Below are 24,899 nucleotides of genomic sequence, written 5' to 3' on the forward strand. Positions count from 1 at the left end.
GAGTCAGATACTTACATGCGCCTCGACCGCTTCCTCGCCAACCTGCCCTGCTACAACCGTCAGCAAGTGCGCCTGCTGCTGGTGCAGCGCCGGGTGCGCCTGGACCATGAAGTGGTCAGCGACCCCAAGGCAGAGGTCCGGGCATTCAGCCGCGTGGAGGTGGACGGGCAACTGCTGCAGGCCGGCCGCCCCGCACGTTACTTGATGCTGCACAAGCCCGCGGGCTGCGTCAGCGCCACGCAAGACCCGCAGCACCGCACCGTGCTCGACCTGCTGCCCGGCGAATTGCGCGAGGACCTGCACATCGCCGGGCGCCTGGACTTCAACACCACCGGCCTGATGATCCTGACCAACGACGGCCAGTGGTCGCGGCGCTTGACCCAACCGGCCACCAAGCTGCCCAAGCACTACCTGGTGGAAACCGAAGACGAGATCGGCGCGCACTATGTTGCCAAGTTCAGCGAAGGGTTCTATTTCGCCTTCGAAGACCTGACCACCCTGCCCGCCCGACTCGACATCCTTGGCCCGCGTCAGGCACGGCTGGCCATCGTCGAAGGACGCTACCACCAGATCAAGCGCATGTTCGGCCATTTCGACAACAAAGTGGTTGGCCTGCATCGCGAAAGCATGGGCACGATCCAGCTCGATCCGGGCCTGCAACCTGGCCAATTCAGGGCTCTGACAGCGGACGAAATCGCTTCGGTCCGAATGCCGTAATACCGCCATACGACCGCTGAGCGGCCCGAGTCACAAATTTGCGCAAACGGCACTTGCGGGATCGCTGTGCCACTGCTTGACTCCTAGCTTGTCAGTCCGCGAGTGACCACCCAGTCACGCCTGCCGTTCATGACACCTTTTGCCGGCCACCCGAAGCCCAGATGCCTTGGGGCACGGCAAATTGCCCGCCACAACAATATCGTCGACAAATGTGCCAAGGATCGACACAGGGCCCCCCGATTTATTCAGGCGAATGCCTACCTGTCATAAAGAACGTGCACCCTAGGTGACGCGATTACCCTTTTTGCGCCAGGAGTCGATGACATGAGGCCAGAAATCGCTGTACTTGATATCCAAGGTCAGTATCGGGTTTACACGGAGTTCTATCGCGCGGATGCGGCCGAAAAGACGATCATCCTGATCAATGGGTCGCTGGCCACCACCGCCTCGTTTGCCCAGACGGTGCGCAACCTGCACCCGCATTTCAATGTTGTGCTGTACGACCAGCCCTATGCCGGCAAGTCCAAGCCACACAACCGCCAGGAACGGCTGATCAGCAAGGAGGACGAGGCGCAGATCCTTCTCGAACTGATCGATCGCTTCCAGTGCGATCACGTCATGTCCTTCTCCTGGGGCGGGGCCTGCACGCTGCTGGCGCTGGCGCACCAGCCGCGGCGGGTGAAGAAGGCGGTGGTCAGCTCGTTCTCGCCGATCATCAACGAGCCGATGCGCGACTACCTTGAGCGTGGTTGCCAGTATCTGGCCGCCTGTGATCGCTACCAGGTCGGCAACCTGGTCAACGACACCATCGGCAAGTACCTGCCATCACTGTTCAAGCGCTTCAATTACCGGCATGTCAGCGGCCTGGACAGCCATGAGTACGCGCAGATGCACTTCCACATCAACGAAGTGCTGCAGCGTGACTTGCAACGGGCGTTGAACGGCGCGCGCAACATCGACATCCCGGTGCTTTTCATCAACGGCGAGCGCGACGAATACACCACGGTCGAAGATGCACGGGAATTCGGCAAGCATATCGGCAACAGCCAGTTCAGCGTGATCCGCGATGCTGGCCACTTCCTCGACATGGAACACAAGGCAGCCTGTGATGACACCCGTAACGCCATGCTCGGGTTCCTCAAGCCGACCATGCGCGAGGCCCGTCAACGCAGTCACGCATACATCCAGCAGGGGCAGCATGCATTGGCCATCTGAGCGCATCGGCGCCCCGACACCCGCAGGTCACGGGGCGCCGACAAGCTTTTTTATAACGTGGGCTTCTAATTCGGAGAGGGTTCTGGTAAAAAGTCCAGCGCAGACGCGGGTATAGTTTAGTGGCAAAACGAAAGCTTCCCAAGCTTTAGTTGAGGGTTCGATTCCCTCTACCCGCTCCACATCGTGCATTTCCCCGCATGGCGTTCAGCAACGTCATCGCTGTCAAAAGGAGCCCAAGGCTCCTTTTTTCGTTTCTGCCCTTTCATTGATATGGCCCATGGCCGCGTTCGATACCTTCCGCTTCAATTCGCATGCAAGCGAAACGGCGTGGGGCGCATATGCTTCATGGAACCGTGAAACATTTCGAAAGGACGACGCATGTTTCTGTCCCGCTGGCTACCCGGCCTTGCCAACCTCCTGCACTACCGTCGTGAATGGTTCCAGCCCGACCTCCAGGCCGGGCTGTCGGTGGCCGCGATCCAGATCCCCATCGCCATCGCCTACGCGCAGATCGTCGGCCTGCCGCCGCAATACGGCCTGTATGCCTGCGTGCTGCCAATGATGGTCTATGCCCTGATCGGCAGCTCGCGGCAGTTGATGGTCGGCCCGGACGCCGCCACCTGCGCCATGATCGCGGGCGCCGTGGCGCCACTGGCCATGGGCGACCCGCATCGCATTGCCGAACTGTCGGTGATCGTCACCGTGCTGGTTGGGGTGATGCTGATTGTCGCCGGCCTGGCGCGCGCCGGGTTCATCGCCAGCTTCTTCTCGCGGCCGATTCTGATCGGTTACCTCAACGGCATCGGCCTGAGCCTGATTGCCGGGCAACTGTCGAAGGTCGTGGGGTTCAAGATCGAGGGTGACGGCTTCATCCTCAGCGTGGTGAATTTCTTCCAGCGCCTGAACGAGATCCACTGGATGACCCTGGCCATCGGCCTGGCCGGGCTGGCGCTGCTGGTCTGGCTGCCGCGCCGCTACCCGCGCCTGCCAGCGGCCCTGGTGACCGTGGCGATCTTTACATTGCTGGTCGGCCTGCTCGGCCTCGACCGTTTTGGCGTCGCCATTCTCGGGCCCGTGCCGTCCGGCATCCCCACGCTTGCCTGGCCGCACAGCAACCTCGGTGAAACCAAGAGCCTGCTGCGCGATGCCCTGGGCATCGCCACCGTAAGCTTCTGCAGCGCGATGCTCACCGCGCGCAGCTTCGCCGCACGCCACGGCTATGCGATCAACGCCAACCACGAGTTCGTCGCCCTCGGCGTGAGCAACCTGGCCGCCGGCATCTCCCAAGGGTTTGCCATCAGCGGCGCCGACTCGCGCACGGCAGTCAATGACATGGTCGGCGGCAAGAGCCAGCTGGTCGGCATCATCGCTGCACTGGTCATCGCCTTGATCCTGCTGTTCTTCACCGCACCCATGGCGTGGATCCCGCAGGCGGTACTGGGCGCCGTGCTGCTGATGGCCGGCTGGGGCCTGATCGACATCAGGTCGCTGGGCAGCATCAGGCGCCTGAGCCGCTTCGAGTTCTGGCTGTGCCTGCTGACCACAGTCGGCGTGCTCGGTCTGGGCGTGCTGCCGGGCATCGTGTTTGCCGTGACCCTGGCGATCCTGCGCCTGCTCTACACCATCTACCAGCCCACCGACGCCGTACTAGGCTGGCTGCCGGGCACCGAAGGCCAGGTCGACATCCGCAAGCACAAGGACGCCCGTACCGTACCGGGCCTGGTGGTATACCGCTTCGACGACGCGATCCTGTTCTTCAACGCCGACTATTTCAAGATGCGCCTGCTCGAAGCGGTGCAAAGCCAGGCCCAGCCTCAGGCAGTGCTGTTCGATGCGGAAGCGGTGAGCAGCATCGACGTCAGCGGCATCGCCGCCCTGCGCGAAGTGCGCGACACCCTGACGGCACAAGGCATCCACTTCGCCATCGCCCGCGCACGCGGCACCTTTTTGCGCATGCTGGTGCGTTCGGGACTGGCGCGGGAAATGGAAGACAAGCTGCTGTTCGGCTCGGTGCGAGCAGGGATACGCGCGTATCGGGTCTGGCGGAACAGGAGTCGCAAGGAGCCAGTGGCTAAATAAAGAAGCGGACTGCAGCGCAGCCGGAGCCCTCTTTCGTCATGCGGGTCTTGTGCAGCTTGTTCCGGCCTCTTCGCGGGAGCGGGTTTACCCGCGAAGAGGCCGGAACAAGCAGTACAAGGTGGCAATGCAAACACCAACCCTCGCTCACCTTGCACGACATGCTAAAGTCCCCGCCGTTTCCCGCGCCACCGAACGGACCGCACATGCCAGCTCTCGACGCCCGCCTCGCCTCATGGCCAGACCTCAACCAGCGCCACCCGTGCCCAGCCCTGCTGCTGGGCAACGGCGCCAGTCGTGCGCTGTGGAAACCGTTCGGCTACTTCTCGCTGTACGAGGAAGCCCAACGCGCCGGGCGCAAGAAGGGCCTGGCGATCAGCGACCAGGCCTTGTTCAAGTCGCTGGGCACCGAGTTGTTCGAGCCGGTACTGAGCACCCTGAATCACACCGTGCGCGCCAACGCCGCCCTGGCCATCAACTCCACCGCGCCGCTGAACCGCTATTACTCGATCAAGGAAGGCCTGATCCACGCCATTCGCACCCTGCACCTGCCCTGGCCGCTGGTGCCCGCTGCCACCTTGGCGTCGATCAACCAGGCCTTGCGCGAGTACCGCAGCGTCTACACCAGCAACTACGACCTGATCCTGCCATGGGCCCTGCAGCACAACCCTCAGGGCTTTGCCGCGCTGTTCGACGATCAGGGTTTCTTCGACGTACGCCGCACCCGCAGCCAAGGTACCCGTGTGCTGCACCTGCACGGCGGCCTGCACCTGCTCAAGCTGCCCGACGGCAGCACCCGCCAGCGCAGCGCCGACAGCGCCGAGCTGCTGGACGGTTTTGCGGTGAACATTCCGGGTGAAGTACCGTTGTTCATCAACGAAGACCGCAGCGACGAGAAACTGCGCGCCATTCGCAACTCGGATTACCTGGCCTGGGGCTTGGCTCAACTGGCACAGGAAAGCCAGGGTTTATGCCTTTTCGGGCAGCACCTGGACAGTACTGACCAGCACCTGGTCGAAGCCATTCGCCAGGCGCGGCCGGCCCACCTGTCGATTGCCATACGGCCGTTGAGCGAGGCATCGGTGATCAACCAGAAGCAGCACTTCGTCGAACGGTTCGGGGATATGACCGGGACGGCGCTGCACTTCTTCGATGCCAGCACGCATCCGTTGGGGTTCGAAGAACTCGCTATCGAAGTACCGGCAGCTCGTCGCTAGATATCCCAAGCTGTAATCAGATCAGCTTATCCGCCCGCAACAGGGTCTCCAGGCAATGCTCCTGCACCCCGTAAAACGCCTTGAGCTGTTCGATCTTCTCCAGCAAGGCTGCGTTATCCCCCACCTGCCGGCGCTTCACTGCAAGAATCATCTTGTTCTTGTTGGTGTGTTCCAGGGAGATGAACTCGAACACCTTGGTCTCGTAGCCGCAGGCTTCCAGATACAGCGCACGCAAACTGTCGGTGAGCATCTCGGCCTGCTGCCCCAGGTGCAGGCCGTATTGCAGCATTGGCTGCAGCAACCCGGGGCTGTGCAGTTGTGGGCGGATCTGTTTGTGGCAGCATGGCGAACACATGATGATCGCGGCGTTGCAGCGGATACCCGTGTGGATGGCGTAGTCAGTGGCGATATCGCAGGCGTGCAGTGCAATCATCACCTCGATGGCCTCGGGCACCACACTGCGCACGTCGCCGCACTGGAATTCCAGGCCCGGGTGCTCCAGGCGTTGCGCAGCGGCATTGCACAGGTCGACCATGTCCTGGCGCAATTCCACCCCGGTCACCTGCGCCTGGCGGGACAGGGTATTGCGCAGGTAGTCATGCATGGCGAAGGTCAGGTAGCCCTTGCCCGACCCGAAATCAGCTACCCGCAGCGCCTGATCAGCCGCCAGCGGGGCGTTGGCCAGGGCATGGTCAAAGACTTCGATGAACTTGTTGATCTGTTTCCACTTGCGCGACATGGACGGGATCAGTGCACCATGGGCATCGGTCACGCCCAGGTCACGCAAGAACGGCCGCGTCAGCTCCAGGTAGCGTTTTTTCTCGCGGTCATGGCCGCTATTGGCAACCGCTTCGCGGGGGGCCTGCGCGCCGTGGCGCTGAAGCATCGGCTTGCCCTTCTTGCTGAAGGTCAGCTGCACTTCGCCGTCTGCATCGAACAGGTGGGCGTTGCGGAAGCTTGCCGGCAGCAACTCGGCGACCAGCGCCTGGGCCTGGTCCAGCGGCAGGTTGCGGGTGATGTCGCGGGTCTGGTGCCGGTAGACCAAGGACAGCTGGGCCTGGCCCTTCACCTGCAACGGCTTGGCGATGATGCGCTGCAAGGTCTGATCGGCACCGACATGGCGCGCCAGCACCAGCTTGACCAAGGTGCTGCCGTGCAGCGCGGCACTCAGCAGGTCGAGGAACTGGGCGCGGGCATCCGGCGCGGGGGAAGCGGAAGTACTGGCGGACATGGAAAACGGGTGCCTCGGATAGCAGGGGCGCGTTGCGCAATGCCGCGCATTCTACACCCTGCAGCCGCCGCTTCAGTCGAGAATCACCAGACGGTTGGGCAGTTCGTTGCGTGCATGGGTGCGAGGCACCTGTTGGCACAGCAGTTCGCCGCAGGCTTCGATGCATTCGACAAAACCCTGCAAGGTACGCCCTTGGCGCACCTGCTCGGCCAAACGCGCAACCATCGCCGCCCGGACCTGCGCATCGAGATGGCGATCGATCCCCTGGTCGACGAGGATTTCCACATGCCGCTCCGCCTCGGCGACGAAGATCAGTACCCCCGTGGCGCCCTCCGTGCGCTCCAGGTTCTGCTCTCGAAATTGCTGGCGCGCCAGGCTCGAGGCGCGCCAGCGGCGCAAGGTGGCCGGAATCAGCCACGCAGCCACACGAGGGCTACGCAGCAACAGGCAAAGGCCGATGAACAACAGCACATTGGCTACCAGCAGCCCACGCACGCCCGGCCAGCCCAGCAGCCAGTGCAGCAGGCCAGGCACGGCCAGCGCCAGCACCGCAGCCCAGAACAGCGGCAGGTAGGCGTAATCATCGGCCCGTCGCGCCAGGACGGTTACCAGTTGCGCGTCGGTGCGCCGCTCGACGCGGGCAATGGCTTCGGCCACCTGGCGGCGTTCGTATTCGTTGAGGGGCGTCATGCCTTCGGTCTCTCAAGCGTTCTTATAGTTGTTTTCCCGGCACTCGGGGCTTCCTCCGCAGCCGACATATTCAGGCATAATCCGCTGCTGGATGAATTACCGGCGAATCGTACAACAATAGCCGCCTGAAAACTTCGGCCATGCACGTATCCGTTGGGTACGGCAAAGCCTCGACAATGGAATTGATGATGAAACTGTCTTTGCTGGGCCTGGCCATGGGCCTTGCCAGCCAGGCGGCCCTTGCCGCCCCATCCGCCCCGCCCCTGCAGGACAAGCAGGCGTTCATCGATCATCTGATCAGCCAGATGACCGAAGCCGAAAAGATCGGCCAGCTGCGCCTGATCAGCATCGGCCCGGACATGCCCCGCGACAAGATCCGCGAAGAAATCGCCGCCGGGCGCATCGGCGGTACCTTCAACTCGCGTACCGCCCCCGAGAACCGGCCGATGCAGGACGCCGCCATGCGCAGCCGCCTGAAGATCCCGATGTTCTTCGCCTACGACACCATCCATGGCGAGCGCACCATCTTCCCGATCGGCCTGGGCCTGGCCGCCAGCTGGGACATGGATGCCATCGCCAAGGTCGGCCGCACCTCGGCCATCGAAGCGTCGGCCGACGCCCTGGACATGACCTTCGCGCCAATGGTCGACATCGCCCGCGACCCGCGCTGGGGCCGTACCAGTGAAGGCTTCGGCGAAGATACCTACCTGACCTCGAAGATCGGCCAGGTAATGGTCCGCTCGTTCCAGGGCAGTAGCCCGGCCAACGCCGACAGCATCATGGCCATCGTCAAGCACTTCGCCCTGTATGGCGCGGTGGAAGGCGGGCGCGACTACAACACGGTGGATATGAGCCTGCCGAAGATGTACAACGACTACCTGCCGCCCTACCGCGCCGCGCTCGACGCCGGTGCTGGCGGGGTGATGGTAGCGCTGAACTCGATCAACGGCGTGCCAGCCACTTCCAACACCTGGCTGATGAACGACCTGCTGCGCAAGCAATGGGGCTTCAAGGGCGTGACCATCAGCGACCACGGCGCCATCCAGGAGCTGATCCGCCACGGTGTTGCCCGCGACGGCCGCGAAGCTGCCAAGCTGGCGATCAAGGCCGGCATCGACATGAGCATGAACGACACCCTGTACGGCGAGGAACTGCCAGGGCTGCTGAAGTCCGGCGAAGTGACCCAGCAGGAGTTGAACCAGGCCGTGCGCGAGGTGCTCGGCGCCAAATACGACATGGGCCTGTTCAAGGACCCGTACGTGCGCATCGGCAAGGCCGAAACCGACCTGAAAGACTACTACGCCGAAGACCGTCTGCACCGCGACGTCGCCCGCGACGTGGCACGCCGCAGCCTGGTGCTGCTGGAAAACCGCAACCAGACACTGCCGCTGAAAAAGGCCGGTACCATCGCATTGGTCGGCCCGCTGGCCGATGCGCCGATCGACATGATGGGCAGCTGGGCCGCCGACGGCAAGCCGATGCACTCGGTCACCGTGCGCGAAGGCCTGCGCCGCGCCGTCGAGGGCAAGGCGAAGCTTGTGTATGCCAAAGGCTCAAACGTCACTGGCGACAAGGCGATCCTCGACTACCTGAACTTCCTCAACTTCGATGCCCCGGAAATCGTCGATGACCCACGCCCTGCGGCCGTGCTGATCGATGAAGCGGTCAAGGCTGCCAGGCAGTCCGATGTGGTCGTGGCCGTGGTCGGTGAGTCCCGTGGCATGTCCCACGAGTCGTCGAGCCGAACCACCCTGGAAATCCCCGCCAGCCAGCGCGAGCTGATCAAGGCCCTGAAAGCCACCGGCAAGCCGCTGGTACTGGTGCTGATGAACGGCCGCCCGCTGTCGATCAGCTGGGAGCGTGAACAGGCCGACGCCATCCTCGAAACCTGGTTCTCCGGCACCGAAGGCGGCAACGCCATCGCTGACGTGCTGTTCGGCGATTACAACCCGTCGGGCAAACTGGCAATCACCTTCCCGCGCTCGGTCGGGCAAATCCCGATGTACTACAACCACACCCGCATCGGCCGCCCATACACCCCCGGCAAGCCAGGCAACTACACCTCGCAGTATTTCGAAGAACCCAACGGCCCGCTGTACCCGTTCGGCTATGGCCTGAGCTACAGCAGCTTCGAGCTGTCGGGCCTGGCCCTGTCGAGCAAGGACCTCAAGCGTGGCGACACCCTGGAGGCCAAGGTGACGGTGAAGAACACCGGCAAGCTTGACGGCGAGACCGTGGTGCAGCTGTACCTGCAGGATGTTTCGGCGTCGATGAGCCGCCCGGTCAAGGAGCTGAAGAACTTCCAGAAGCTGCTGCTCAAGGCCGGCGAATCGCGGACCTTGAGCTTCCGCATCAGCGAGGAAGACCTGAAGTTCTACAATGGCCAGCTGCAGCGGGTGGCCGAGCCCGGCGAGTTCAATGTGCAGGTCGGGCTGGACTCCGAGGCGGTGCAACAAAAGAGTTTCGAACTGCTGTAACTGAAAGGTTGCCTGTACCGGCCCTTTCGCGGGCTCGCCCGCTCCCACAGGTACTGCACAAGCCCATTGGGCTGTGAGTATCCTGTGGGAGCGGCAAGCCCGCGAAGAGGCCAGGCCTGATATCCCTGAATCCGGATCCGCCCCATGCCCTTGTCCTTTCGCGCCCTGCGTCTGGGGCTGATCACCCTGCTCATCGTACTCGGCACTGTGCTCAGCGCCGGCTGGGCCATGCACTAGGCCAAGCGCCAGGCCATGGAAGACGACGCCCGCCGCGCCAGCCAGCAACTGGTGCTGTACGCCAACGCCCTGCACACCCTGATCGATCGCTACCGCGCCCTGCCCGCCGTGCTGGCACTGGACCCGGAACTGATCGAGGCCTTGCGCGGCCCGGTCAGTGAGCAAACGCAACACGCGCTCAACCTCAAGCTCGAACGCATCAACGGCGCCGCCAACTCTTCTACCCTGGAGCTGCTCGACCGTACCGGGCTGGCCGTGGCCGCGAGCAACTGGCGCCTGCCGACCACCTACGTTGGCTCCAATTATGGCTTTCGTCCCTACTTCAAGCAGGCCCGCAGCCAGGGCAGTGGCCGCTTCTATGCGGTTGGCGTGACCAGCGGTGTGCCGGGCTATTTCCTGGCCAGCGCGGTCAGCGATGAACAGGGGCGCTTCCTCGGCGCCATGGTGGTCAAGCTGGAGTTCCCCGAGCTCGAACGCGAATGGCGCCAGGGCAGTGACATCCTGCTGGTCAGTGACGCCCGGGGCATCACCTTCATCGCCAACCAGGAAGGCTGGCGCTACCGCCAACTCAAGCCACTCACAGGCGCCGACCGCGCCGAGCTGGCCGAAACCCGCCAGTACGACAAGCAGCCGCTGGTGCCGCTTCAGCATCAGGTGCTGACTCGCTTCGCCAGCAACAGTCATCTGAGCCGGGTGCAGAGCCCCGATGGCAGCGCCGAATTCCTTTGGGAGAGCCTGCCGCTGGAAGGCGAAGACTGGACCTTGCACCTGCTGCGCAGCCCCCAGGTCGAAGCTGCCGGTCGCAACGCTGCACTGGGTGCTGCAGCGGTGTGGCTGAGCCTGGTGTTCGCTGCGCTGTTTGTCAGCCAGCGTCTGCGCCTGGCGCGCCTGCGCCAGCGCAGCCGCGAAGAGCTCAAGCGCCAGGTCGAGGAACGTACGCGCGAGCTGCGCACCGCCCAGGAAGGCTTGGTGCAAGCGGCCAAACTGGCTGCCCTGGGGCAGATGTCGGCGGCCATGGCCCACGAGATCAACCAGCCGCTGACCACCCAACGCATGCAACTGGAAACCCTGCGTCTGTTGCTTGACCACGGCCGTTACGACGACGCGCGCAAGGCCCTCGAACCGCTGGAGCAAATGCTCACGCGCATGGCTGCCCTGACCAGCCATCTGAAGACCTTCGCCCGCAACAGCCCGGTCGGCCTGCGTGAACGCCTCGACCTGGCCACCGTGGTCGACCAGGCCCTGCACTTGCTGGACACTCGCATACGCAGTGAGGAAGTCGAAGTGGCCCTGTACCTGGCACGCCCGGCCTGGGTCCGGGGCGATGCCATCCGCCTCGAACAGGTATTGATCAACCTGCTGCGCAACGCCCTCGATGCCATGGCCGACAAACGCTACAGGCGCCTGGAGGTCCGCATCGAACCGGATAATGGGCAGTGGCGCCTCAGCGTGCTGGACTCCGGCGGCGGCATTGCCGAAGCTGACCTGGCCAAGGTCTTCGACCCGTTCTTCACCACCAAGCCGGTAGGCGAAGGCCTGGGCCTGGGCCTGGCGATTTCCTATGGCATCATCGTCGAAGCTGGCGGCCAGTTACACGCCGAGAACCTGCCGGGCGGCGCCCGGTTGAGCATGACCCTGCCCCGTGACCTGGAGCCTGTATGTTGAATTCAGTGATCGTCGTCGATGATGAAGCCAGCATCCGCACGGCGGTCGAGCAGTGGCTAAGCCTGTCCGGCTTCAGCGTGCAACTGTTCGCCCGTGCCGAAGACTGCCTGGCCCAGCTGCCCGCGCATTTTGCCGGGGTGATCATCAGCGACGTGCGCATGCCGGGCATGGGTGGCCTGCAGCTGCTCGAACGCCTGCAGGGGGATGACCCGGACCTGCCGGTGATCCTGCTGACCGGCCATGGAGATGTGCCGATGGCGGTCGAAGCGATGCGCAACGGCGCCTATGACTTCCTGGAAAAGCCGTTTACACCGCAACATTTGCTGGGCAGCCTGCGCCGCGCCCTGGAGAAACGCCAGCTGGTCCTGGAGAACCGACGGCTGCACGAGCAGGCCGACGTCAAGTCACGCCTGGAAACGACCCTGCTGGGCATGTCCCAGGGCTTGCAGCAGTTGCGCCGACAGGTGCTGGACCTGGCCAGCCTGCCGGTCAATGTGCTGATCCGCGGCGAGACCGGTAGCGGCAAGGAGCGCGTAGCGCGTTGCCTGCACGACTTCGGCCCGCGTGCCGAAAAACCGTTTGTCGCGCTCAACTGCGCGGCCATCCCTGAAGCGCTGTTCGAAGCCGAACTGTTCGGCCACGAAAGCGGCGCCTTCACCGGCGCCCAGGGCAAACGCATCGGCAAGCTGGAATACGCCAACGGCGGTACGGTATTCCTCGACGAGATCGAGAGCATGCCGCTGGCCCAGCAGGCCAAACTGTTGCGGGTGATCCAGGAACAGAAGCTGGAGCGGCTGGGGGCTAACCAGAGCATCAGCGTCGACTTGCGGATCATTGCCGCTACCAAGCCCGATTTGCTTGAAGAAGCCCGTGCCGGGCGTTTCCGCGAGGACCTGGCCTATCGCCTGAACGTGGCGGAACTGCGCCTGGCGCCGCTGCGTGAACGGCGTGAGGATATCCCGCTGTTGTTCGAGCATTTCGCCCGTGCGGCCGCGACCAAGCTGGGGCGCACGGCGCCCGCTCTGAGCGGTGCGCAACTGGCGCAGCTGCTGTCCCATGACTGGCCGGGCAATGTGCGTGAGCTCGCCAATGCCGCGGAGCGGCATGCCCTGGGGTTGGGTTCGCCGAACATCGAGGTAGCGCCTGCCGGTCAGTCGTTGGGTGAACAGATGGAAGCGTTCGAGGCCCAGTGCCTGCGTGCTGCCTTGCGCCAGCATGCGGGGGAGATCAAGGCGGTGATGGAGGCCTTGCAGCTGCCTCGGCGCACGCTGAACGAAAAGATGCAGCGCCACGGTTTGGTCCGCGAGGCATTCGTCGAGCGGGAATAGGCGGAAATCCGCTTATCGACGGATCTTGATCGGCGAAAATCCGCTTATCCCTGCGCGATTTCGGGGGCTGCTGGGCAGCCCATCGCGGGCACGCCCGCTGCCACAGGGAACTGCGCCGCGCCAGGTAACACGCGGTTCCCGTGACGCTGCAACGCCCCCATTTGGATCGCTACGCACCCATTTGGCACACCTTCTGCTATTGCCCAGGCAAGCTGCGCTTCGGCGCGCTCCACAAAAACAACGAGAAGGTATCCCTGATGGATAACGCCACCTCCCTGCCAGCCGGGGCGGCCGTCACGCCCGCCGCTGAAAAAACCACCGCCAGCCGCCTGAAGTCGATCTTCAGTGGTTCCATCGGCAATATGGTCGAATGGTACGACTGGTACGTCTACGCCGCGTTCTCGCTGTACTTCGCCAAAGCCTTCTTCCCCGCCGGCGACTCCACCGCCCAGTTGCTCAACACCGCTGCGATCTTCGCCGTGGGCTTCCTGATGCGCCCGATCGGTGGCTGGCTGATGGGCCTGTACGCCGACCGCAAGGGGCGCAAGGCTGCACTGATGGCTTCGGTGCTGCTGATGTGTGCCGGCTCCCTGGTGATCGCCCTGACCCCCGGCTATGAAACCATCGGCGTCGCCGCGCCGATCCTGCTGGTCATCGCACGCCTGATGCAGGGCCTGTCGGTGGGCGGCGAATACGGGACCTCGGCCACCTACCTCAGCGAGATGGCCAGCAAGGACCGCCGTGGCTTCTTCTCCAGCTTCCAGTACGTGACGCTGATTTCCGGCCAGCTCATCGCCTTGGCGGTACTTATCATCCTGCAACAGACCCTGACCACCGAGCAGCTGTATGCCTGGGGCTGGCGCGTACCCTTCGTGATCGGTGCCCTGTGCGCAGTGGTTGCCCTGTACCTGCGCCGCGGCATGGAAGAAACGGCGTCTTTCACCAAGAAGGAAAAGGCCAAGGAAAGCCTGATGCGCACCCTCATGCGCCACCCCAAGGAGCTGCTGACCGTGGTCGGCCTGACCATGGGCGGCACGCTGGCCTTCTACACCTACACCACCTACATGCAGAAGTACCTGGTCAACACCGTAGGCATGAGCATCAGCGATTCGACCACCATCTCGGCGGCCACCCTGTTCCTGTTCATGTGCCTGCAGCCGGTGATCGGTGGCCTGTCCGACAAGATCGGCCGTCGCCCGATCCTGATCGCTTTCGGCGTGCTCGGCACCTTGTTTATCGTGCCGATCCTCAGCACCTTGCACACCATCCAGACCTGGTGGGGCGCGTTCTTCCTGATCATGGCAGCGCTGATCATCGTCAGCGGTTATACCTCGATCAACGCAGTGGTGAAGGCCGAGCTGTTCCCTACCGAAATCCGCGCGCTGGGTGTTGGCCTGCCGTACGCGCTGACCGTGTCGATCTTCGGCGGCACCGCCGAGTACGTGGCGCTGTGGTTCAAGAGCGTCGGCATGGAAAGCGGCTTCTACTGGTACGTCACGGCGTGCATCGCTTGCTCGCTGCTGGTGTATGCGACCATGAAGGACACCAAGCAGCATTCGCGGATTACCACTGACTGAATGCCATTGCGTAATGAAAAAGGGCGCCTTCTCGAGGGCGCCCTTTTTATTTGTCAAACACCCGTAATCAGGACATTTCCAGCACCTGGCGCGGCTCACGCTTCTGGGACCAGCTCGCCATCAGCACCAGCACCAGCAGCACACCGCCCAGCACTGCGGAAGAACCGATGGTGCCGAAATCCAGCCCGCCCTTCTCATGCGGCTTGGTCAGGACGTCGCCAAGGGTCGCGCCGAACGGACGGGTCAGCACGAAGGCCACCCAGAACAACACCACACCGGGAATGCGCGTCCAGTATCGGGCCAGTACCACCAGAGCGATGGCACTGCCAACCAGCAGTGCACCGCCAGCAAAGCCCAGACCTGAGTCATCCGCCAGGTAGTCACCCAGCGCGGTACCCAGGGTGTTGGAGAACAGGATGGCGATCCAGTAATAGATTTCACCGGTGCGGTTCTTGATGCGGGTGACGTCGAGTGGGTTGCCGCTCAGGCGCCAGACCAGGAAGGTCAGCAGCAGGATGCCGATCAGGATTGCCGAACCCGCGGCATAACCCAGGCCCAGGGTGCGGTCCATGAAGTCAGACATGGTGGTGCCAGCCGTGCTGGTGGACAGAATCACCAGCCAATACAGCATCGGATGATAACTGCGCGAAAACAGCTGACCGAACAAGGTCACCAGAAACACGCTGATCAGCACCATCGAACTGACGGCATAACCCACGTTAAGGGTCATCGACAGCAGATCACCGGCAGTTTCGCCAAGGGTGGTGGCGCAGATCTTCATGACCCAGAAGGCCAAGGTGATTTGCGGGAGTTTGTTCATCGTTTGCCGCTCCGGAATTGAGTGCGGCGATGGTGCTGAGCAGCGCCTGAAAAATCGGTTGGCGATATATGAAAAAAGCGTTCATACGCTGTTACAAATTAAGATTTTGCGTTCTTAACCAGCGATTAATCCACCACCCGCAATCTGCAGTGGCTGGCGAAGCATTGCGCTCGCCTGGGCATAACACACCTCATCGACAAGCTTGAGCAAACGCTGGGCGGCAAATCGCACGGCATAAATATCTACTAATTCGATTTTTAAACGCTATTTTTTGCGCTTTTTAATCAATTTAATAGGCGTAGCATTAACCCCATAGAAACAAACAACCTCTCGAATCCAAAGGAGCAACAACCATGAAAAGCAAACTGATCCTCACCCTGGCCCTCTCGGTATTCGCTGCTGGCGCTTTTGCCGAAGATGGTTTTGATCGCACCAATGCCCACACTTTCGCCGCCGCTCAATCTCAATCGGCCAGCTACGCCGAAGACGGTTTCGACCACACTGGCGCACAACGCTTCGCCGAAGACGGCTTCGACCGCACTGGCGGCCAACGCTTCGCCGAAGACGGCTTCGACCGCACTGGCGGCCAACGCTTCGCCGAAGACGGCTTCGACCGCACTGGCGGCCAACGCTTCGCCGAAGACGGCTTCGACCGCACCAACGCCCACCGCATCAGCTAACCCTGTTGTGCGCTACCAGCCCGGCCTCGGCCGGGCTTGATCATTTCCAGACGGCCGAAGGCTTGGCACACTAGGCGCCTCGTTCCAAGGATGCTGGCAGATGTACTACTACGAACCCGCCAAAGGCCACGGCCTGCCCCACGACCCATTTAATGCCATCGTCGGCCCGCGCCCGATCGGCTGGATCTCCTCACAGAGCCGGGACGGCCAGCTGAACCTCGCGCCGTACAGCTTCTTCAATGCCTTCAACTACATTCCACCGATCATCGGGTTCTGCAGCGTCGGGCGCAAAGACAGCCTGAACAACATCGAGCAGACCGGTGAGTTCGTCTGGAACCTGGCTACCCGGCCACTGGCCGAGCAGATGAACCAAAGTTGCGCGGCCGTTGCCGCCGATATCAACGAGTTCGAACTGAGCGGCCTGACTGCGGTGGCATCGAACATCGTCAAGGTGCCGCGCGTTGGCGAAACGCCAGTGGCCTTCGAATGCAAGGTGAGCCAGATCGTCCAGCTCAAGCGCGCCGATCAGGCACTGGTGCCGAGCTGGTTGATCCTGGGTGAAGTGGTGGCGGTGCACATTGCCGAACACCTGCTGAAGAACGGTATCTACGACACCGCTGCCGCCGAACCGATCCTGCGTGGCGGTGGCCCGGCGGATTACTTCGAGTTGGGCAACCTGTTCAAGATGGCTCGCCCACAGGCCTGATCACCAGATCAGTTCGCCTTCCTCGCCCACGCCCTGCAGGCGTGCGAGCTCGGCGCAGGCGGCTTCGTCAGCCGCCACGGCGCTTTTGAACACTTGCTCGTCGAGTACCTTGTGAAAGCGCGGCGCGCCGCCCATGCCCAGGGCCTTGACCGCGATAGCGGCGTGATAGCCGCCGCCTTCCACCGGGACCATCGCCGAAACCGCTTCGAAATGCGGGAATTCTCTACGTGCCATGTTGCCTTCCGCCTGTTGATCGAAGGGCGGCATTCTAACCGTGTTTCAATCGAAGGTATGCAAGTCGAGGCTGCTGACGACCTGCGCCTGGACCAGTTCACCGAACACATCCAGGGTAGGTGAGGCGAAATAACCACTCATCGCCTGCTGATCTCGCCAGCTACCGCTGAGCAGCCACAGGTCGGCGTCGGCCTGGGAACGCTGCACGCTGAAGCTCAGGCAACCCGGGGTACGTAATGACGGCTCCAGCAGGTCGCGCAGGCGGGCGCCGAGTTCTGCGGAGCGACCGCTGCTGGCACGGATGAAAGCCAGATGGGTGACCGGTTGTCGTAGGGTCATTGCACGATCTCCTTGAAGCAAGCGGGCGGAAATACCAGGCTGCCAAGATTAGGGGCTGGCGCACGCGACGCGTTAGGCCATTACTGCTCGGCGATTGCCTGATCCTGCAGCGCGGCAGGATCAGGCAATCGACGTGCAGCTTTCGACTAGCGCCTGTCATTGCCCAAACCTATGCTGCGTCGGTCAGCAGAGGAAAGCTATCATGACCACAGCTCCGTCCATCGACCCGACACTGGAAGTACAACGCCAGGAACTGGCCGACCTGATCCGCAGGCACGCCGGTGAACCCTACGGCCCCGCCTCGGCCATCGACGACCTGTATCTGGTGCGCTACACCGAAAACGTCCGATCGGTGCCGACCCTGGCACAACCGGCGTTGTGCATCCTGGCGCAAGGCAGCAAGAGCCTGTTCCTCGGCGACGAGCAATACGCCTACGACCCGTTGCATTACATGGTGGTGTCGGTGACCTTGCCGCTGAGCGCGGTGCGGCTGGACGCCAGCCCGGAGCACCCCAGCCTTGGCTTGCGCATGGACCTCGACCCGGCCGAAATCAGCCAGCTGATCGCAGAGAGCGGGCCGATGCTGGTGCCCAACCTGCCCTCCGGTCGCGGCCTGTATGTGGAACGCACCGATCCGCAGCTGCTCGACGCGCTGCTGCGGCTGGTCCGCTTGCTGGATGCCCCGCGCGACATCGGCATGCTGGCGCCGCTGATTCGTCGCGAGATTCTTTACCGCCTGCTACGCGGGCCGCAGGGTTATCGCCTGTACGAAATCGCCTTGGCCAACAGCCAGACCCACCGGGTGAGCCAGGCCATCACCTGGCTCAACCAGAACTTCCAGCAGCCGCTGCGCATCGAGGACCTGGCGCGCGAGGTCAACCTCAGCATCTCGACCCTGCATCACCGCTTCAAGGCCGTGACCTCAATGAGCCCGCTGCAATACCAGAAGCAACTGCGCCTGCAGGAAGCGCGGCGGCTGATGCTCAACGACGGCCTGGAAGCAGCGGTGGCGGCCTACCGGGTGGGGTACGAAAGCCCGTCGCAGTTCAGCCGCGAGTACAGCCGGCTGTATGGCGCACCGCCGATTCGAGATGTGGCGCGGTTGCGCGCCAGCGCCGGTTGAAGAATCACGTGAACCCGCGAAGAGGCCCGGGCAGGAAAGACGCTATTTCACTCCACCACTGAAGCCTGCCACTGGTTCTGGTCGACCTGGATCAAGGTCGGCCCCTTGCGCGCCACCGCCTTGCCAAGCGCAGCCTGCAGTTGCGCGACATCGGCCACGTGCACAGCCTCGGCACCCAGCGCCCGTGCCACGCCGATGAAGTCTGGGGTATGGATATCCACCCCGACCGGCTCGATCGCCCGATTGACCATGTACTTCTTGATTTCCTCGTAACCCTGGTTGTTCCACAGCAGCACGATCAGCGGCACCTGCGCCTCCACCGCGCTGGCAAGCTCTGGCAGGGTGAACTGCAGCCCGCCATCGCCAATCAGGCAGACCGTCGGCGCACGCTCGGCCGCTTGCTCGGCGCTGCCCAGCCAGGCACCCATCGCCGCTGGCAATGCATAACCCAAGGTGCCGTAGCCGGTCGAGGCATTGAACCAGCGGCGCGGCTGATGCATGTCCAGGGTCAGGTTGCCGGTGTACACCGGCTGCGTCGAGTCACCGACCAGGATGGCGTTGGGCAGGCTTTGCAGAATGCTGCTGAGCAGGCGCGTCTGGCTCAGCGTCGGCTGGTCCCAACCCGCTGCCAACGTTTCACGCAGGCGCTGCGCACGGGCAACGCCCCAGCCCTCGGCACACACCGGTGCGGGTAGCTGACGCAAGGCCTCAAGCAGGGATTGCGCAGCCAGTTCGGCATCCGCCACCAGCGCCAGTTCCGGCAGGTAGTTGCGTACGGTCTGGTCCGGGTCGATGTCGATGCGCAGCAGGCTGCCGGGAATCTTGAAGCCGCCCTTGAAGGTCACGTCATAGTCGGTCTCGGCCAGTTCGGTGCCGATTGCCAGCACCACATCGGCCTCTTCCACCAACTCACGGGTGGCGACCAGCGATTGGGTCGAACCGATCTGCAGCGGGTGGTTGGCTGGCAGCAGGCCTTTGGCATTGATGGTCAGTGCCACCGGTGCGTGCAAGTGCTCAGCCAGCAGCGCCAGCGGTGCGCCCGCAGCCAGCGCGCCACCACCGGCCAGGATCAGCGGCCGGCGGGCATTGGCCAGGCGTTCGGCCATGGCGGCTACAGCCTGGGGTGCAGCACCTGCGCGAGCACTGCGCACAGGGCGGCCAGGCAGCAGGTGGTCGGCGGGCTCGACCAGCACGTCCAGCGGGATCTCGATATGCACCGGGCGCGGGCGGGCGCCATCGAACACGGCAAAGGCGCGAGCCAGCACCTGCGGCAGGTCATCGGCACTCATCAGCGTCTGCGAGAACGCTGCAACGCCCGACACCAGCGCTGCCTGGTTCGGCAATTCGTGCAGCTTGCCGCGGCCACCGCCCAGCTGATCGCGCGACTGCACGCTGGAAATCACCAGCATCGGGATCGAATCGGCATAGGCCTGGCCCATGGCGGTGGTGATGTTGGTCATCCCGGGGCCGGTGATGATGAAGCACACGCCTGGCTTGCCGCGGGTACGCGCATAGCCATCAGCCATGAACCCGGCGCCCTGCTCGTGGCGCGGGGTGATGTGGCGGATCGACGAGCCCGCCAGGCCACGGTAGAGCTCCACGGTATGTACGCCGGGAATGCCGAAGACATGGTCCACGCCATAGCCTTCAAGGAGTTTGACCAATACTTCGCCGCAGGTTGCCATGGGGTTTCACCTAAGATCTTGTTGGGGAGAATCTTGTTGCAATCTGCGCCCATTGGACCCAAGGCAGCGCTACCGCCACAATGCAAAAAAACACATACTAGCCATGTCCTGTAATCATGGCTCAGCGCAATGAAACGGCTACCCCCCCTGCCCGCCCTGCACACCTTTCTGGTCACCGCACAGCACTGCAATTTCACCCGTGCCGCACAGCAGCTGCATATCACTCAAGGCGCCGTCAGCCGGCAGATCGCCGGGCTCGAGGAGCACCTGGGCTACGCCTTGTTCCAGCGCCAGGCTCGCGGCCTGAGCCTGACCCGCGAAGGCCAGGACTGGCTGCCTCGGGTGCAGCAGATCTTCGGCCTTATCGAACAAGGCGTGCGCGAAGTGGGCGGGCGCAGCGCCACCTTGCAGCTCAAGGCACCGACCTGCGTGATGCGCTGGCTGCTGCCGCGGCTGATGGAGTGGCAGGCGCTGCGACCCGACGTGCCGGTCGAGTTGACCACCACGGTGCAGCACGGGGTGGACTTTCGCCGTGAGGGGTTCGATGCCGCCGTGGTCTATGGCGCTGCGCCGAACCATGGGCTGCGGGTGCGCAAGCTGTTCGACGAGCAACTGACACCGGTGTGCGCGCCTTCGCTGTTGAAAGGGGCGGTCCCCCTGCAGCAGATCCAGGATCTGGCCCGGCACATGCTGCTGCATCCATCACGGGATGAACATGACTGGCGGCTGTGGCTGCAGGCAGCAGGCGTGGTGCTGGAGGCACAGGGGCCGAAGCAGCATTTCGAAACACTGGACATGGCGATGGCCATGGCATCGCAGGGAACCGGGGTGGCGATTGGTGATTGGGCGCTGATCGGTGATGACTTGCGCGGGGGGCGGCTGTGCATGCCGTTTGCGCTGAAGGTGCAGACCGGTAAAGGGTATTACCTGGTGAGCCACCCCAAGAGCCATCCGCCAGGCTTGGTGGAATTGTTTGATTGGCTGGAAAGCCGAGCCAGTCAATGAGGGCCTATTCGCGGGCGCGCCCGCTCCCACAGGTTCGGCACCAGGCTTGAAACCTGTGGCAGCGGGCATGCCCGCGAAGCAGACGACTCAGTAACCGACGGTGAAGCGCTGGCGCGAGTGCGCCGGTTTCTCCAGCTCATCGAGCATGGCAATGGCAAAGTCGGCAAAGGTGATCGTGCTTTTGCCATCAGCACCGATCAGCAGATGGTCCTTGCCCAGTTTGTAGTGCCCGCTGCGCTCGCCTTCGACGAACTCCGCCGATGGCGAGAGAAAGGTCCAGTCCAGCGTCGGCTCCTGGCGCAGCACATCGAGAAAACGCACCCCGGCACTGGCCTCGGCCTTGTAGGCCTCCGGGAAGTCCGGGCTGTCGATCACGCGGTGCCCGGAAGGCAGCAGCAGGCTGCCTGCGCCGCCCACCACCAGCAGGCGCTTGACCCCGGCGCGCTTGACCGGCTCGATGATGGCGTGGGGTTCGAGGGTCGAGAAATGCGCTGCACTGAGCACCGCGTCGACGCCTGCGACCGCCTGCTGCAGGGCGGCACTGTCCTTGGCATCCAATGCCTGGGTGGTTACACCTTCACGCCCCTGCAACTGCGATGGGTCACGGGCAATGGCCACCACACTGTGGCCACGGCGCAGGGCTTCTTCCAGCAATTGGCTGCCGGCACGGCCGGTGGCGCCAATGATTGCGATCTTGCTCATCGAAAATGCTCCTGTCAGTTGAACGCAATTACCACTTCATTTCGCCCTTGGCGACCTTCGCGCCGAGCTCCAGCGAACTCTCATCGGCAAGCGCGGGGTAGCGCTGTTTCATCGCCTCAATCAACGCGCCGCTATCCTTCGCCCTCGCCGCTTCGGCATCGAACGCGCGGATGTAGCCCGCCGTGAAGCGCACGGCGTCGAGTGAGTGGTCGCTCTGGCCCAGGTAATGGCCAGGCACCACCGTACGCGGTGCCAAGGTCTCGATCTTCGCCAGGGTGGCAAGCCAGTCGGCGTGGGACCTGGCTGTCTGGGTGTCAGCCATCCACACGTGGATGTTCTGCGCAACCACGACACCGCCGACCACTGCCCTGATCGACGGAATCCAGACGAAGCTGCGATCCGGTTGCGGGCCATCCAGGCCGACGACCTCCAGAGACCGACCTTCCAGCATCAGGGTGTGGCCGTGCAGCACCTGCGGCAGCACCAGCCGTGCCGGTTTGTCCGCGCCCATCTGTGGCCCCCAGTAGGCCAGTTTGGCGTCCATGGTCTGGCGGATATGGGCCAGCGTGGCTGCCGAGGCGAACACCTTGGCGTCGGGGAAGGCCTGGGTCACGGTGTCCAGACCGAAGTAGTAATCCGGGTCGCCGTGGCTGATGTAGATGGTGGTCAGGCGTTTGCCGCTGGCTTGCAGGCGCCGCACCAGTTGCTCGGCCTGGGCCTTGCCGAACTGGGCATCGACCAGGATGGCCTCTTTCTCGCCACTGACGATCACCGAACTGACCGGGAAAATGGCCTGATGCCCCGGGTTGTAAACCTCCAGCTGCAACGGCTCGGAGGCCAGTGCCGGGCCGGCCAGGGTGATGCAGGCCAGCAGCAGGCCACGCAAGGGGGTGAAGAACGACATGGTGACTCCTGCGGGATGAACGATGGGCAACAGCTTAGTTGCCCGATCCATGACAAAAAATGCGATGCTCAGACATAGTTTGTTTCTAAAATCGGGCAAATAATGGACCGTCTCAACGCCATGCGCGTTTTCGTCACCGTCGTCGATCTGGGCAGCCAGTCGGCAGCGGCAGACCACCTGCAGCTGTCGCGGCCTGTGGTGTCGCGCTACCTGGCCGAGCTGGAGGAATGGGTCGGCGCACGGCTCATGCAGCGCACCACGCGCAAGCTCAGCCTGACTGCTGCCGGCCAGGAAACCCTGCCCCGCTGCCGGCAGTTGCTGGACCTGGCCGGCGACCTGCAGGCCGCCGTGCAACAACCGCAAGATTCGCCTAAGGGTGCCCTGCGTATCAGTGTCAGTACGTCGTTTGGCCAGGCGCAGCTGGCCGATGCGGTCGCCGAATATGTGCGGCGCTACCCTGGGGTGAAGGTTGAACTGCAGATGCTCGATCGCACGGTCAACCTGGTGGACGAGCGGATCGACCTGGCGATCCGCACCAGCAACGATCTGGACCCGAACCTGATTGCCAGGCGCCTGACCGTGTGCCGTTCGGTAATCTGTGCAACACCCGCCTACCTGCGCGAGCACGGCACGCCGCATCGGGTCGAGGAACTGAGCCAGCATAACTGCCTGACCCATGCCTATTTCGGCCACAGCCTGTGGCATTTCGAGGTGGGCGGCCAGCAGATTGCCGTGCCGGTGCAAGGCAACATCAGCGCCAACGAGGTCATGACGCTGCAGAACGCAACACTGGCAGGTGCCGGCATCGCCATGCTGCCAACCTACCAGGCGGCCACGGCACTGCGCAGCGGCGCCCTGGTGCGGCTGCTGCCGCAAGCGCGGCCACGGGAGCTGAACCTGAACGCGGTCTACACCTCGCGCAAGCATATGCCGGCGACCTTGCGCAGCATGCTGGATTTTCTGGTGCAACGGTTCAAGGACGAACCGGAGTGGGACCGGGATTTGTATTGACTATGCTTAGAGTGTCACCTGTGCAGTAACAGGAGGTGAGCACCATGGGCATCAAGTCCAGAAGAGTCGCCATGGTCATGGCCCTGACCGCGGTCGCGGCGCTGTATGGCTCGGCCTGCTGGCGGGCCGAACTGCTACGCAGCCAGCCCAGTGCGGCCAACCGTTGCGAGCAGGAACACTGCGTGCCCCACACCGCAACCTTGAGTGCCGTCCGTTAGTTGATTGGCGCCACGCCAATCACTCCTCGACGCTCATGTACTCCTTGGCCCAGCGAATATAGTCCTCAGGCTGGGTATAGGTGTGCGAGAGCTCGGTGGCGCTCAGGTTCTCGGACTTGTTCTGCTGGCCGCGCTGCAGGCGCAGGCAGTCATAGGTGGCCTTGATCGCGGCAAAGTAGGCGGCATGGCCATCGACCACGATACGCACACCCAGGCGAGCGAGGCGCTCGTCGTCGCGCAGGGCAGGGTTGGCGTAGGTCACCAGCATCAGCGGCACGGTGAGGTGCCCGGCAATCTGCTCCAGCTGCTCGAAATCCTTCACACCGACCATGCAGATACCGTCGGCACCCGCCTTCTGGTAGCTCTGGGTGCGGACGATGATTTCCTCGGTGGAAAGCACCCCGGCGTTGGTCCGGGCAATGATCGACAGCGACGAGTCGACACGCGCTTCCAGGGCCGCACGGATCTTGCCCACCCCCTCCTCGACCGAGATCAGGTCAGTGGACTTGCGCCCGAACTGGGCAGGCAACAAGGTGTCTTCGATGGTCAGCGCAGCTACACCGGCGCGCTCCAGTTCGATGACCGTGCGCATGACATTGAGTGCATTGCCATAACCGTGGTCGGCATCGGCTAGCACCGGCAGTTGTGCGACGCGGCCAATGCGGGTGGCCTGCTCGACGAACTCGCTCAAGGTGATCAAGGCGAAGTCCGGTGCGGCCAGCACCTGCAATGAAGCCACCGAACCGCCGAGGATGCCGACTTCGAAGCCCAGGTCGGCAGCGATGCGCGCCGACATCGGGTCGAATACGGAGGCGGTGTGGTAGCAGGCCCCTGAAGCGAGCAGCTCGCGGAAGGCAAAACGCAGATCTTGATGGGAAGCCTTGGGCATGATCACTCCGCTTATATATGTAGAAATTGAACGGTTGCTACCGACCCCTGAATCGGGTCTACCTGACCTGTTCCAACCGTCGCCATCTGGGCGGTCATGCTCGACATGCAGGCAGAGGAATAAAAGGTGTGGGAGACAGTGGCCTGACAACCT

22 protein-coding genes, 1 tRNA gene and 1 pseudogene are annotated in these 24,899 nt (G+C 63.2%); 15 read left to right on the forward strand and 9 right to left on the reverse strand.

The features are described 5' to 3' along the window. The first annotated feature begins 15 nt into the window (after positions 1–15). The 5 genes from APH33_RS10275 to APH33_RS10295 all read left to right on the forward strand — a co-directional run bounded on the left by APH33_RS10275 (position 16) and on the right by APH33_RS10295 (position 5,225). Positions 16–717, forward strand: a complete 702-nt coding sequence (locus tag APH33_RS10275; protein WP_054885024.1) for a pseudouridine synthase — start codon at positions 16–18, stop codon at positions 715–717. Between the two features lie 324 nt (positions 718–1,041). Beyond that, a complete protein-coding gene (locus tag APH33_RS10280; RefSeq protein WP_054885025.1) occupies positions 1,042–1,932 on the forward strand; it encodes an alpha/beta fold hydrolase in 891 nt (296 codons plus the stop codon). A 105-nt stretch (positions 1,933–2,037) separates the two neighbouring features. Continuing rightward, positions 2,038–2,111, forward strand: a tRNA-Gly gene (locus APH33_RS10285). 199 nt (positions 2,112–2,310) lie between these two features. Then, entirely contained in the window at positions 2,311–4,011 is a 1,701-nt protein-coding gene (locus tag APH33_RS10290) for a SulP family inorganic anion transporter (RefSeq protein ID WP_054885026.1), read from the forward strand. Positions 4,012–4,214: 203 nt separating this feature from the next. Next, the gene (locus tag APH33_RS10295) at positions 4,215–5,225 is read left to right on the forward strand and encodes a DUF4917 family protein (protein ID WP_054885027.1); all 1,011 of its coding nucleotides are present in this window, start codon (positions 4,215–4,217) and stop codon (positions 5,223–5,225) included. 16 nt (positions 5,226–5,241) lie between these two features. Here the strand turns inward: APH33_RS10295 and APH33_RS10300 are convergent, their stop codons facing one another. Both APH33_RS10300 and APH33_RS10305 read right to left on the reverse strand, forming a co-directional pair. After that, on the reverse strand, positions 5,242–6,456 hold the full coding sequence (locus APH33_RS10300; protein WP_054885028.1) for an SAM-dependent methyltransferase: 1,215 nt from the start codon (positions 6,454–6,456) through the stop codon (positions 5,242–5,244). A 72-nt stretch (positions 6,457–6,528) separates the two neighbouring features. Then, positions 6,529–7,146 (reverse strand): TPM domain-containing protein, encoded by a 618-nt coding sequence (locus APH33_RS10305; protein ID WP_054885029.1) that lies wholly within the window; start codon positions 7,144–7,146, stop codon positions 6,529–6,531. 185 nt (positions 7,147–7,331) lie between these two features. Here APH33_RS10305 and bglX point away from each other — a divergent pair, with 185 nt between their 5' ends. The 4 genes and pseudogenes from bglX (at position 7,332) to APH33_RS10325 (ending at position 14,430) form a co-directional block, all read left to right on the forward strand. Continuing rightward, the gene (gene bglX, locus APH33_RS10310) at positions 7,332–9,623 is read left to right on the forward strand and encodes a beta-glucosidase BglX (protein WP_054885089.1); all 2,292 of its coding nucleotides are present in this window, start codon (positions 7,332–7,334) and stop codon (positions 9,621–9,623) included. Positions 9,624–9,767: 144 nt separating this feature from the next. Next, positions 9,768–11,525 (forward strand): annotated as a pseudogene (locus APH33_RS10315) (ATP-binding protein). Further along, positions 11,519–12,853 (forward strand): sigma-54 dependent transcriptional regulator, encoded by a 1,335-nt coding sequence (locus tag APH33_RS10320; protein ID WP_054885030.1) that lies wholly within the window; start codon positions 11,519–11,521, stop codon positions 12,851–12,853. The pseudogene APH33_RS10315 and the gene APH33_RS10320 overlap by 7 nt, the downstream one beginning before the upstream one ends. A gap of 257 nt (positions 12,854–13,110) precedes the next feature. Next, positions 13,111–14,430: an MFS transporter gene (locus APH33_RS10325; protein WP_054885090.1), complete on the forward strand. Its 1,320-nt coding sequence runs from the start codon at positions 13,111–13,113 to the stop codon at positions 14,428–14,430. A gap of 67 nt (positions 14,431–14,497) precedes the next feature. Here APH33_RS10325 and APH33_RS10330 read toward each other — a convergent pair whose 3' ends face one another. Continuing rightward, positions 14,498–15,250, reverse strand: a complete 753-nt coding sequence (locus APH33_RS10330; protein ID WP_054885031.1) for a hypothetical protein — start codon at positions 15,248–15,250, stop codon at positions 14,498–14,500. A gap of 353 nt (positions 15,251–15,603) precedes the next feature. Between APH33_RS10330 and APH33_RS10335 the strand changes: the two genes are divergently transcribed. Together APH33_RS10335 and APH33_RS10340 are read left to right on the forward strand one after the other, a co-directional pair. Then, positions 15,604–15,930 (forward strand): hypothetical protein, encoded by a 327-nt coding sequence (locus APH33_RS10335; RefSeq protein ID WP_054885032.1) that lies wholly within the window; start codon positions 15,604–15,606, stop codon positions 15,928–15,930. Between the two features lie 100 nt (positions 15,931–16,030). Continuing rightward, on the forward strand, positions 16,031–16,636 hold the full coding sequence (locus APH33_RS10340; RefSeq protein WP_054885033.1) for a flavin reductase family protein: 606 nt from the start codon (positions 16,031–16,033) through the stop codon (positions 16,634–16,636). Here APH33_RS10340 and APH33_RS10345 read toward each other — a convergent pair whose 3' ends face one another. Together APH33_RS10345 and APH33_RS10350 are read right to left on the reverse strand one after the other, a co-directional pair. Beyond that, positions 16,637–16,870 (reverse strand): hypothetical protein, encoded by a 234-nt coding sequence (locus APH33_RS10345; RefSeq protein ID WP_099815646.1) that lies wholly within the window; start codon positions 16,868–16,870, stop codon positions 16,637–16,639. It lies immediately after the preceding gene. Positions 16,871–16,915: 45 nt separating this feature from the next. After that, positions 16,916–17,209, reverse strand: coding sequence for a putative quinol monooxygenase (locus APH33_RS10350; protein ID WP_054885035.1), 294 nt, complete (start codon positions 17,207–17,209; stop codon positions 16,916–16,918). Positions 17,210–17,411: 202 nt separating this feature from the next. Here APH33_RS10350 and APH33_RS10355 point away from each other — a divergent pair, with 202 nt between their 5' ends. After that, positions 17,412–18,332: an AraC family transcriptional regulator gene (locus tag APH33_RS10355; RefSeq protein WP_054885036.1), complete on the forward strand. Its 921-nt coding sequence runs from the start codon at positions 17,412–17,414 to the stop codon at positions 18,330–18,332. Positions 18,333–18,379: 47 nt separating this feature from the next. On the opposite strand, the gene APH33_RS10360 is transcribed toward APH33_RS10355, so the two are convergent. Next, the gene (locus APH33_RS10360; RefSeq protein ID WP_054885037.1) at positions 18,380–20,017 is read right to left on the reverse strand and encodes a 5-guanidino-2-oxopentanoate decarboxylase; all 1,638 of its coding nucleotides are present in this window, start codon (positions 20,015–20,017) and stop codon (positions 18,380–18,382) included. A gap of 129 nt (positions 20,018–20,146) precedes the next feature. Here APH33_RS10360 and APH33_RS10365 point away from each other — a divergent pair, with 129 nt between their 5' ends. After that, positions 20,147–21,022, forward strand: coding sequence for a LysR substrate-binding domain-containing protein (locus tag APH33_RS10365; RefSeq protein ID WP_054885038.1), 876 nt, complete (start codon positions 20,147–20,149; stop codon positions 21,020–21,022). A gap of 87 nt (positions 21,023–21,109) precedes the next feature. Here APH33_RS10365 and APH33_RS10370 read toward each other — a convergent pair whose 3' ends face one another. Both APH33_RS10370 and APH33_RS10375 read right to left on the reverse strand, forming a co-directional pair. Continuing rightward, positions 21,110–21,724 carry an NAD(P)-dependent oxidoreductase gene (locus APH33_RS10370; RefSeq protein WP_054885039.1) on the reverse strand — a complete coding sequence of 205 codons (615 nt, stop codon included), beginning with the start codon at positions 21,722–21,724 and terminating at the stop codon, positions 21,110–21,112. 28 nt (positions 21,725–21,752) lie between these two features. Then, a complete protein-coding gene (locus tag APH33_RS10375; protein WP_054885040.1) occupies positions 21,753–22,628 on the reverse strand; it encodes an MBL fold metallo-hydrolase in 876 nt (291 codons plus the stop codon). Positions 22,629–22,730: 102 nt separating this feature from the next. Here APH33_RS10375 and APH33_RS10380 point away from each other — a divergent pair, with 102 nt between their 5' ends. Further along, positions 22,731–23,639 carry a LysR family transcriptional regulator gene (locus APH33_RS10380; RefSeq protein ID WP_054885041.1) on the forward strand — a complete coding sequence of 303 codons (909 nt, stop codon included), beginning with the start codon at positions 22,731–22,733 and terminating at the stop codon, positions 23,637–23,639. Between the two features lie 44 nt (positions 23,640–23,683). Beyond that, positions 23,684–23,857 (forward strand): hypothetical protein, encoded by a 174-nt coding sequence (locus APH33_RS27400; RefSeq protein ID WP_165837344.1) that lies wholly within the window; start codon positions 23,684–23,686, stop codon positions 23,855–23,857. A gap of 19 nt (positions 23,858–23,876) precedes the next feature. Here the strand turns inward: APH33_RS27400 and APH33_RS10385 are convergent, their stop codons facing one another. Then, a complete protein-coding gene (locus APH33_RS10385) occupies positions 23,877–24,746 on the reverse strand; it encodes an oxaloacetate decarboxylase (protein ID WP_054885042.1) in 870 nt (289 codons plus the stop codon). Between the last annotated feature and the right edge of the window lie 153 nt (positions 24,747–24,899).

The sequence above is a fragment of the Pseudomonas sp. NBRC 111130 genome (assembly GCF_001320485.1).
In the GTDB taxonomy this organism is placed as follows: Bacteria; Pseudomonadota; Gammaproteobacteria; order Pseudomonadales; family Pseudomonadaceae; genus Aquipseudomonas; species Aquipseudomonas vlassakiae.

Excerpts from the sequence above, each read along its gene's own strand:
- APH33_RS10275 (WP_054885024.1), top strand. The coding sequence starts at position 16 with ATGCGCCTCGACCGCTTCCTCGCCAACCTGCCCTGCTACAACCGTCAG.
- APH33_RS10280 (WP_054885025.1), top strand. The coding sequence starts at position 1,042 with ATGAGGCCAGAAATCGCTGTACTTGATATCCAAGGTCAGTATCGGGTT.
- APH33_RS10290 (WP_054885026.1), top strand. The coding sequence starts at position 2,311 with ATGTTTCTGTCCCGCTGGCTACCCGGCCTTGCCAACCTCCTGCACTAC.
- APH33_RS10295 (WP_054885027.1), top strand. The coding sequence starts at position 4,215 with ATGCCAGCTCTCGACGCCCGCCTCGCCTCATGGCCAGACCTCAACCAG.
- APH33_RS10300 (WP_054885028.1), bottom strand. The coding sequence starts at position 6,456 with ATGTCCGCCAGTACTTCCGCTTCCCCCGCGCCGGATGCCCGCGCCCAG.
- APH33_RS10305 (WP_054885029.1), bottom strand. The coding sequence starts at position 7,146 with ATGACGCCCCTCAACGAATACGAACGCCGCCAGGTGGCCGAAGCCATT.
- bglX (WP_054885089.1), top strand. The coding sequence starts at position 7,332 with ATGATGAAACTGTCTTTGCTGGGCCTGGCCATGGGCCTTGCCAGCCAG.
- APH33_RS10320 (WP_054885030.1), top strand. The coding sequence starts at position 11,519 with ATGTTGAATTCAGTGATCGTCGTCGATGATGAAGCCAGCATCCGCACG.
- APH33_RS10325 (WP_054885090.1), top strand. The coding sequence starts at position 13,111 with ATGGATAACGCCACCTCCCTGCCAGCCGGGGCGGCCGTCACGCCCGCC.
- APH33_RS10330 (WP_054885031.1), bottom strand. The coding sequence starts at position 15,250 with ATGAACAAACTCCCGCAAATCACCTTGGCCTTCTGGGTCATGAAGATC.
- APH33_RS10335 (WP_054885032.1), top strand. The coding sequence starts at position 15,604 with ATGAAAAGCAAACTGATCCTCACCCTGGCCCTCTCGGTATTCGCTGCT.
- APH33_RS10340 (WP_054885033.1), top strand. The coding sequence starts at position 16,031 with ATGTACTACTACGAACCCGCCAAAGGCCACGGCCTGCCCCACGACCCA.
- APH33_RS10345 (WP_099815646.1), bottom strand. The coding sequence starts at position 16,870 with ATGGCACGTAGAGAATTCCCGCATTTCGAAGCGGTTTCGGCGATGGTC.
- APH33_RS10350 (WP_054885035.1), bottom strand. The coding sequence starts at position 17,209 with ATGACCCTACGACAACCGGTCACCCATCTGGCTTTCATCCGTGCCAGC.
- APH33_RS10355 (WP_054885036.1), top strand. The coding sequence starts at position 17,412 with ATGACCACAGCTCCGTCCATCGACCCGACACTGGAAGTACAACGCCAG.
- APH33_RS10360 (WP_054885037.1), bottom strand. The coding sequence starts at position 20,017 with ATGGCAACCTGCGGCGAAGTATTGGTCAAACTCCTTGAAGGCTATGGC.
- APH33_RS10365 (WP_054885038.1), top strand. The coding sequence starts at position 20,147 with ATGAAACGGCTACCCCCCCTGCCCGCCCTGCACACCTTTCTGGTCACC.
- APH33_RS10370 (WP_054885039.1), bottom strand. The coding sequence starts at position 21,724 with ATGAGCAAGATCGCAATCATTGGCGCCACCGGCCGTGCCGGCAGCCAA.
- APH33_RS10375 (WP_054885040.1), bottom strand. The coding sequence starts at position 22,628 with ATGTCGTTCTTCACCCCCTTGCGTGGCCTGCTGCTGGCCTGCATCACC.
- APH33_RS10380 (WP_054885041.1), top strand. The coding sequence starts at position 22,731 with ATGGACCGTCTCAACGCCATGCGCGTTTTCGTCACCGTCGTCGATCTG.
- APH33_RS27400 (WP_165837344.1), top strand. The coding sequence starts at position 23,684 with ATGGGCATCAAGTCCAGAAGAGTCGCCATGGTCATGGCCCTGACCGCG.
- APH33_RS10385 (WP_054885042.1), bottom strand. The coding sequence starts at position 24,746 with ATGCCCAAGGCTTCCCATCAAGATCTGCGTTTTGCCTTCCGCGAGCTG.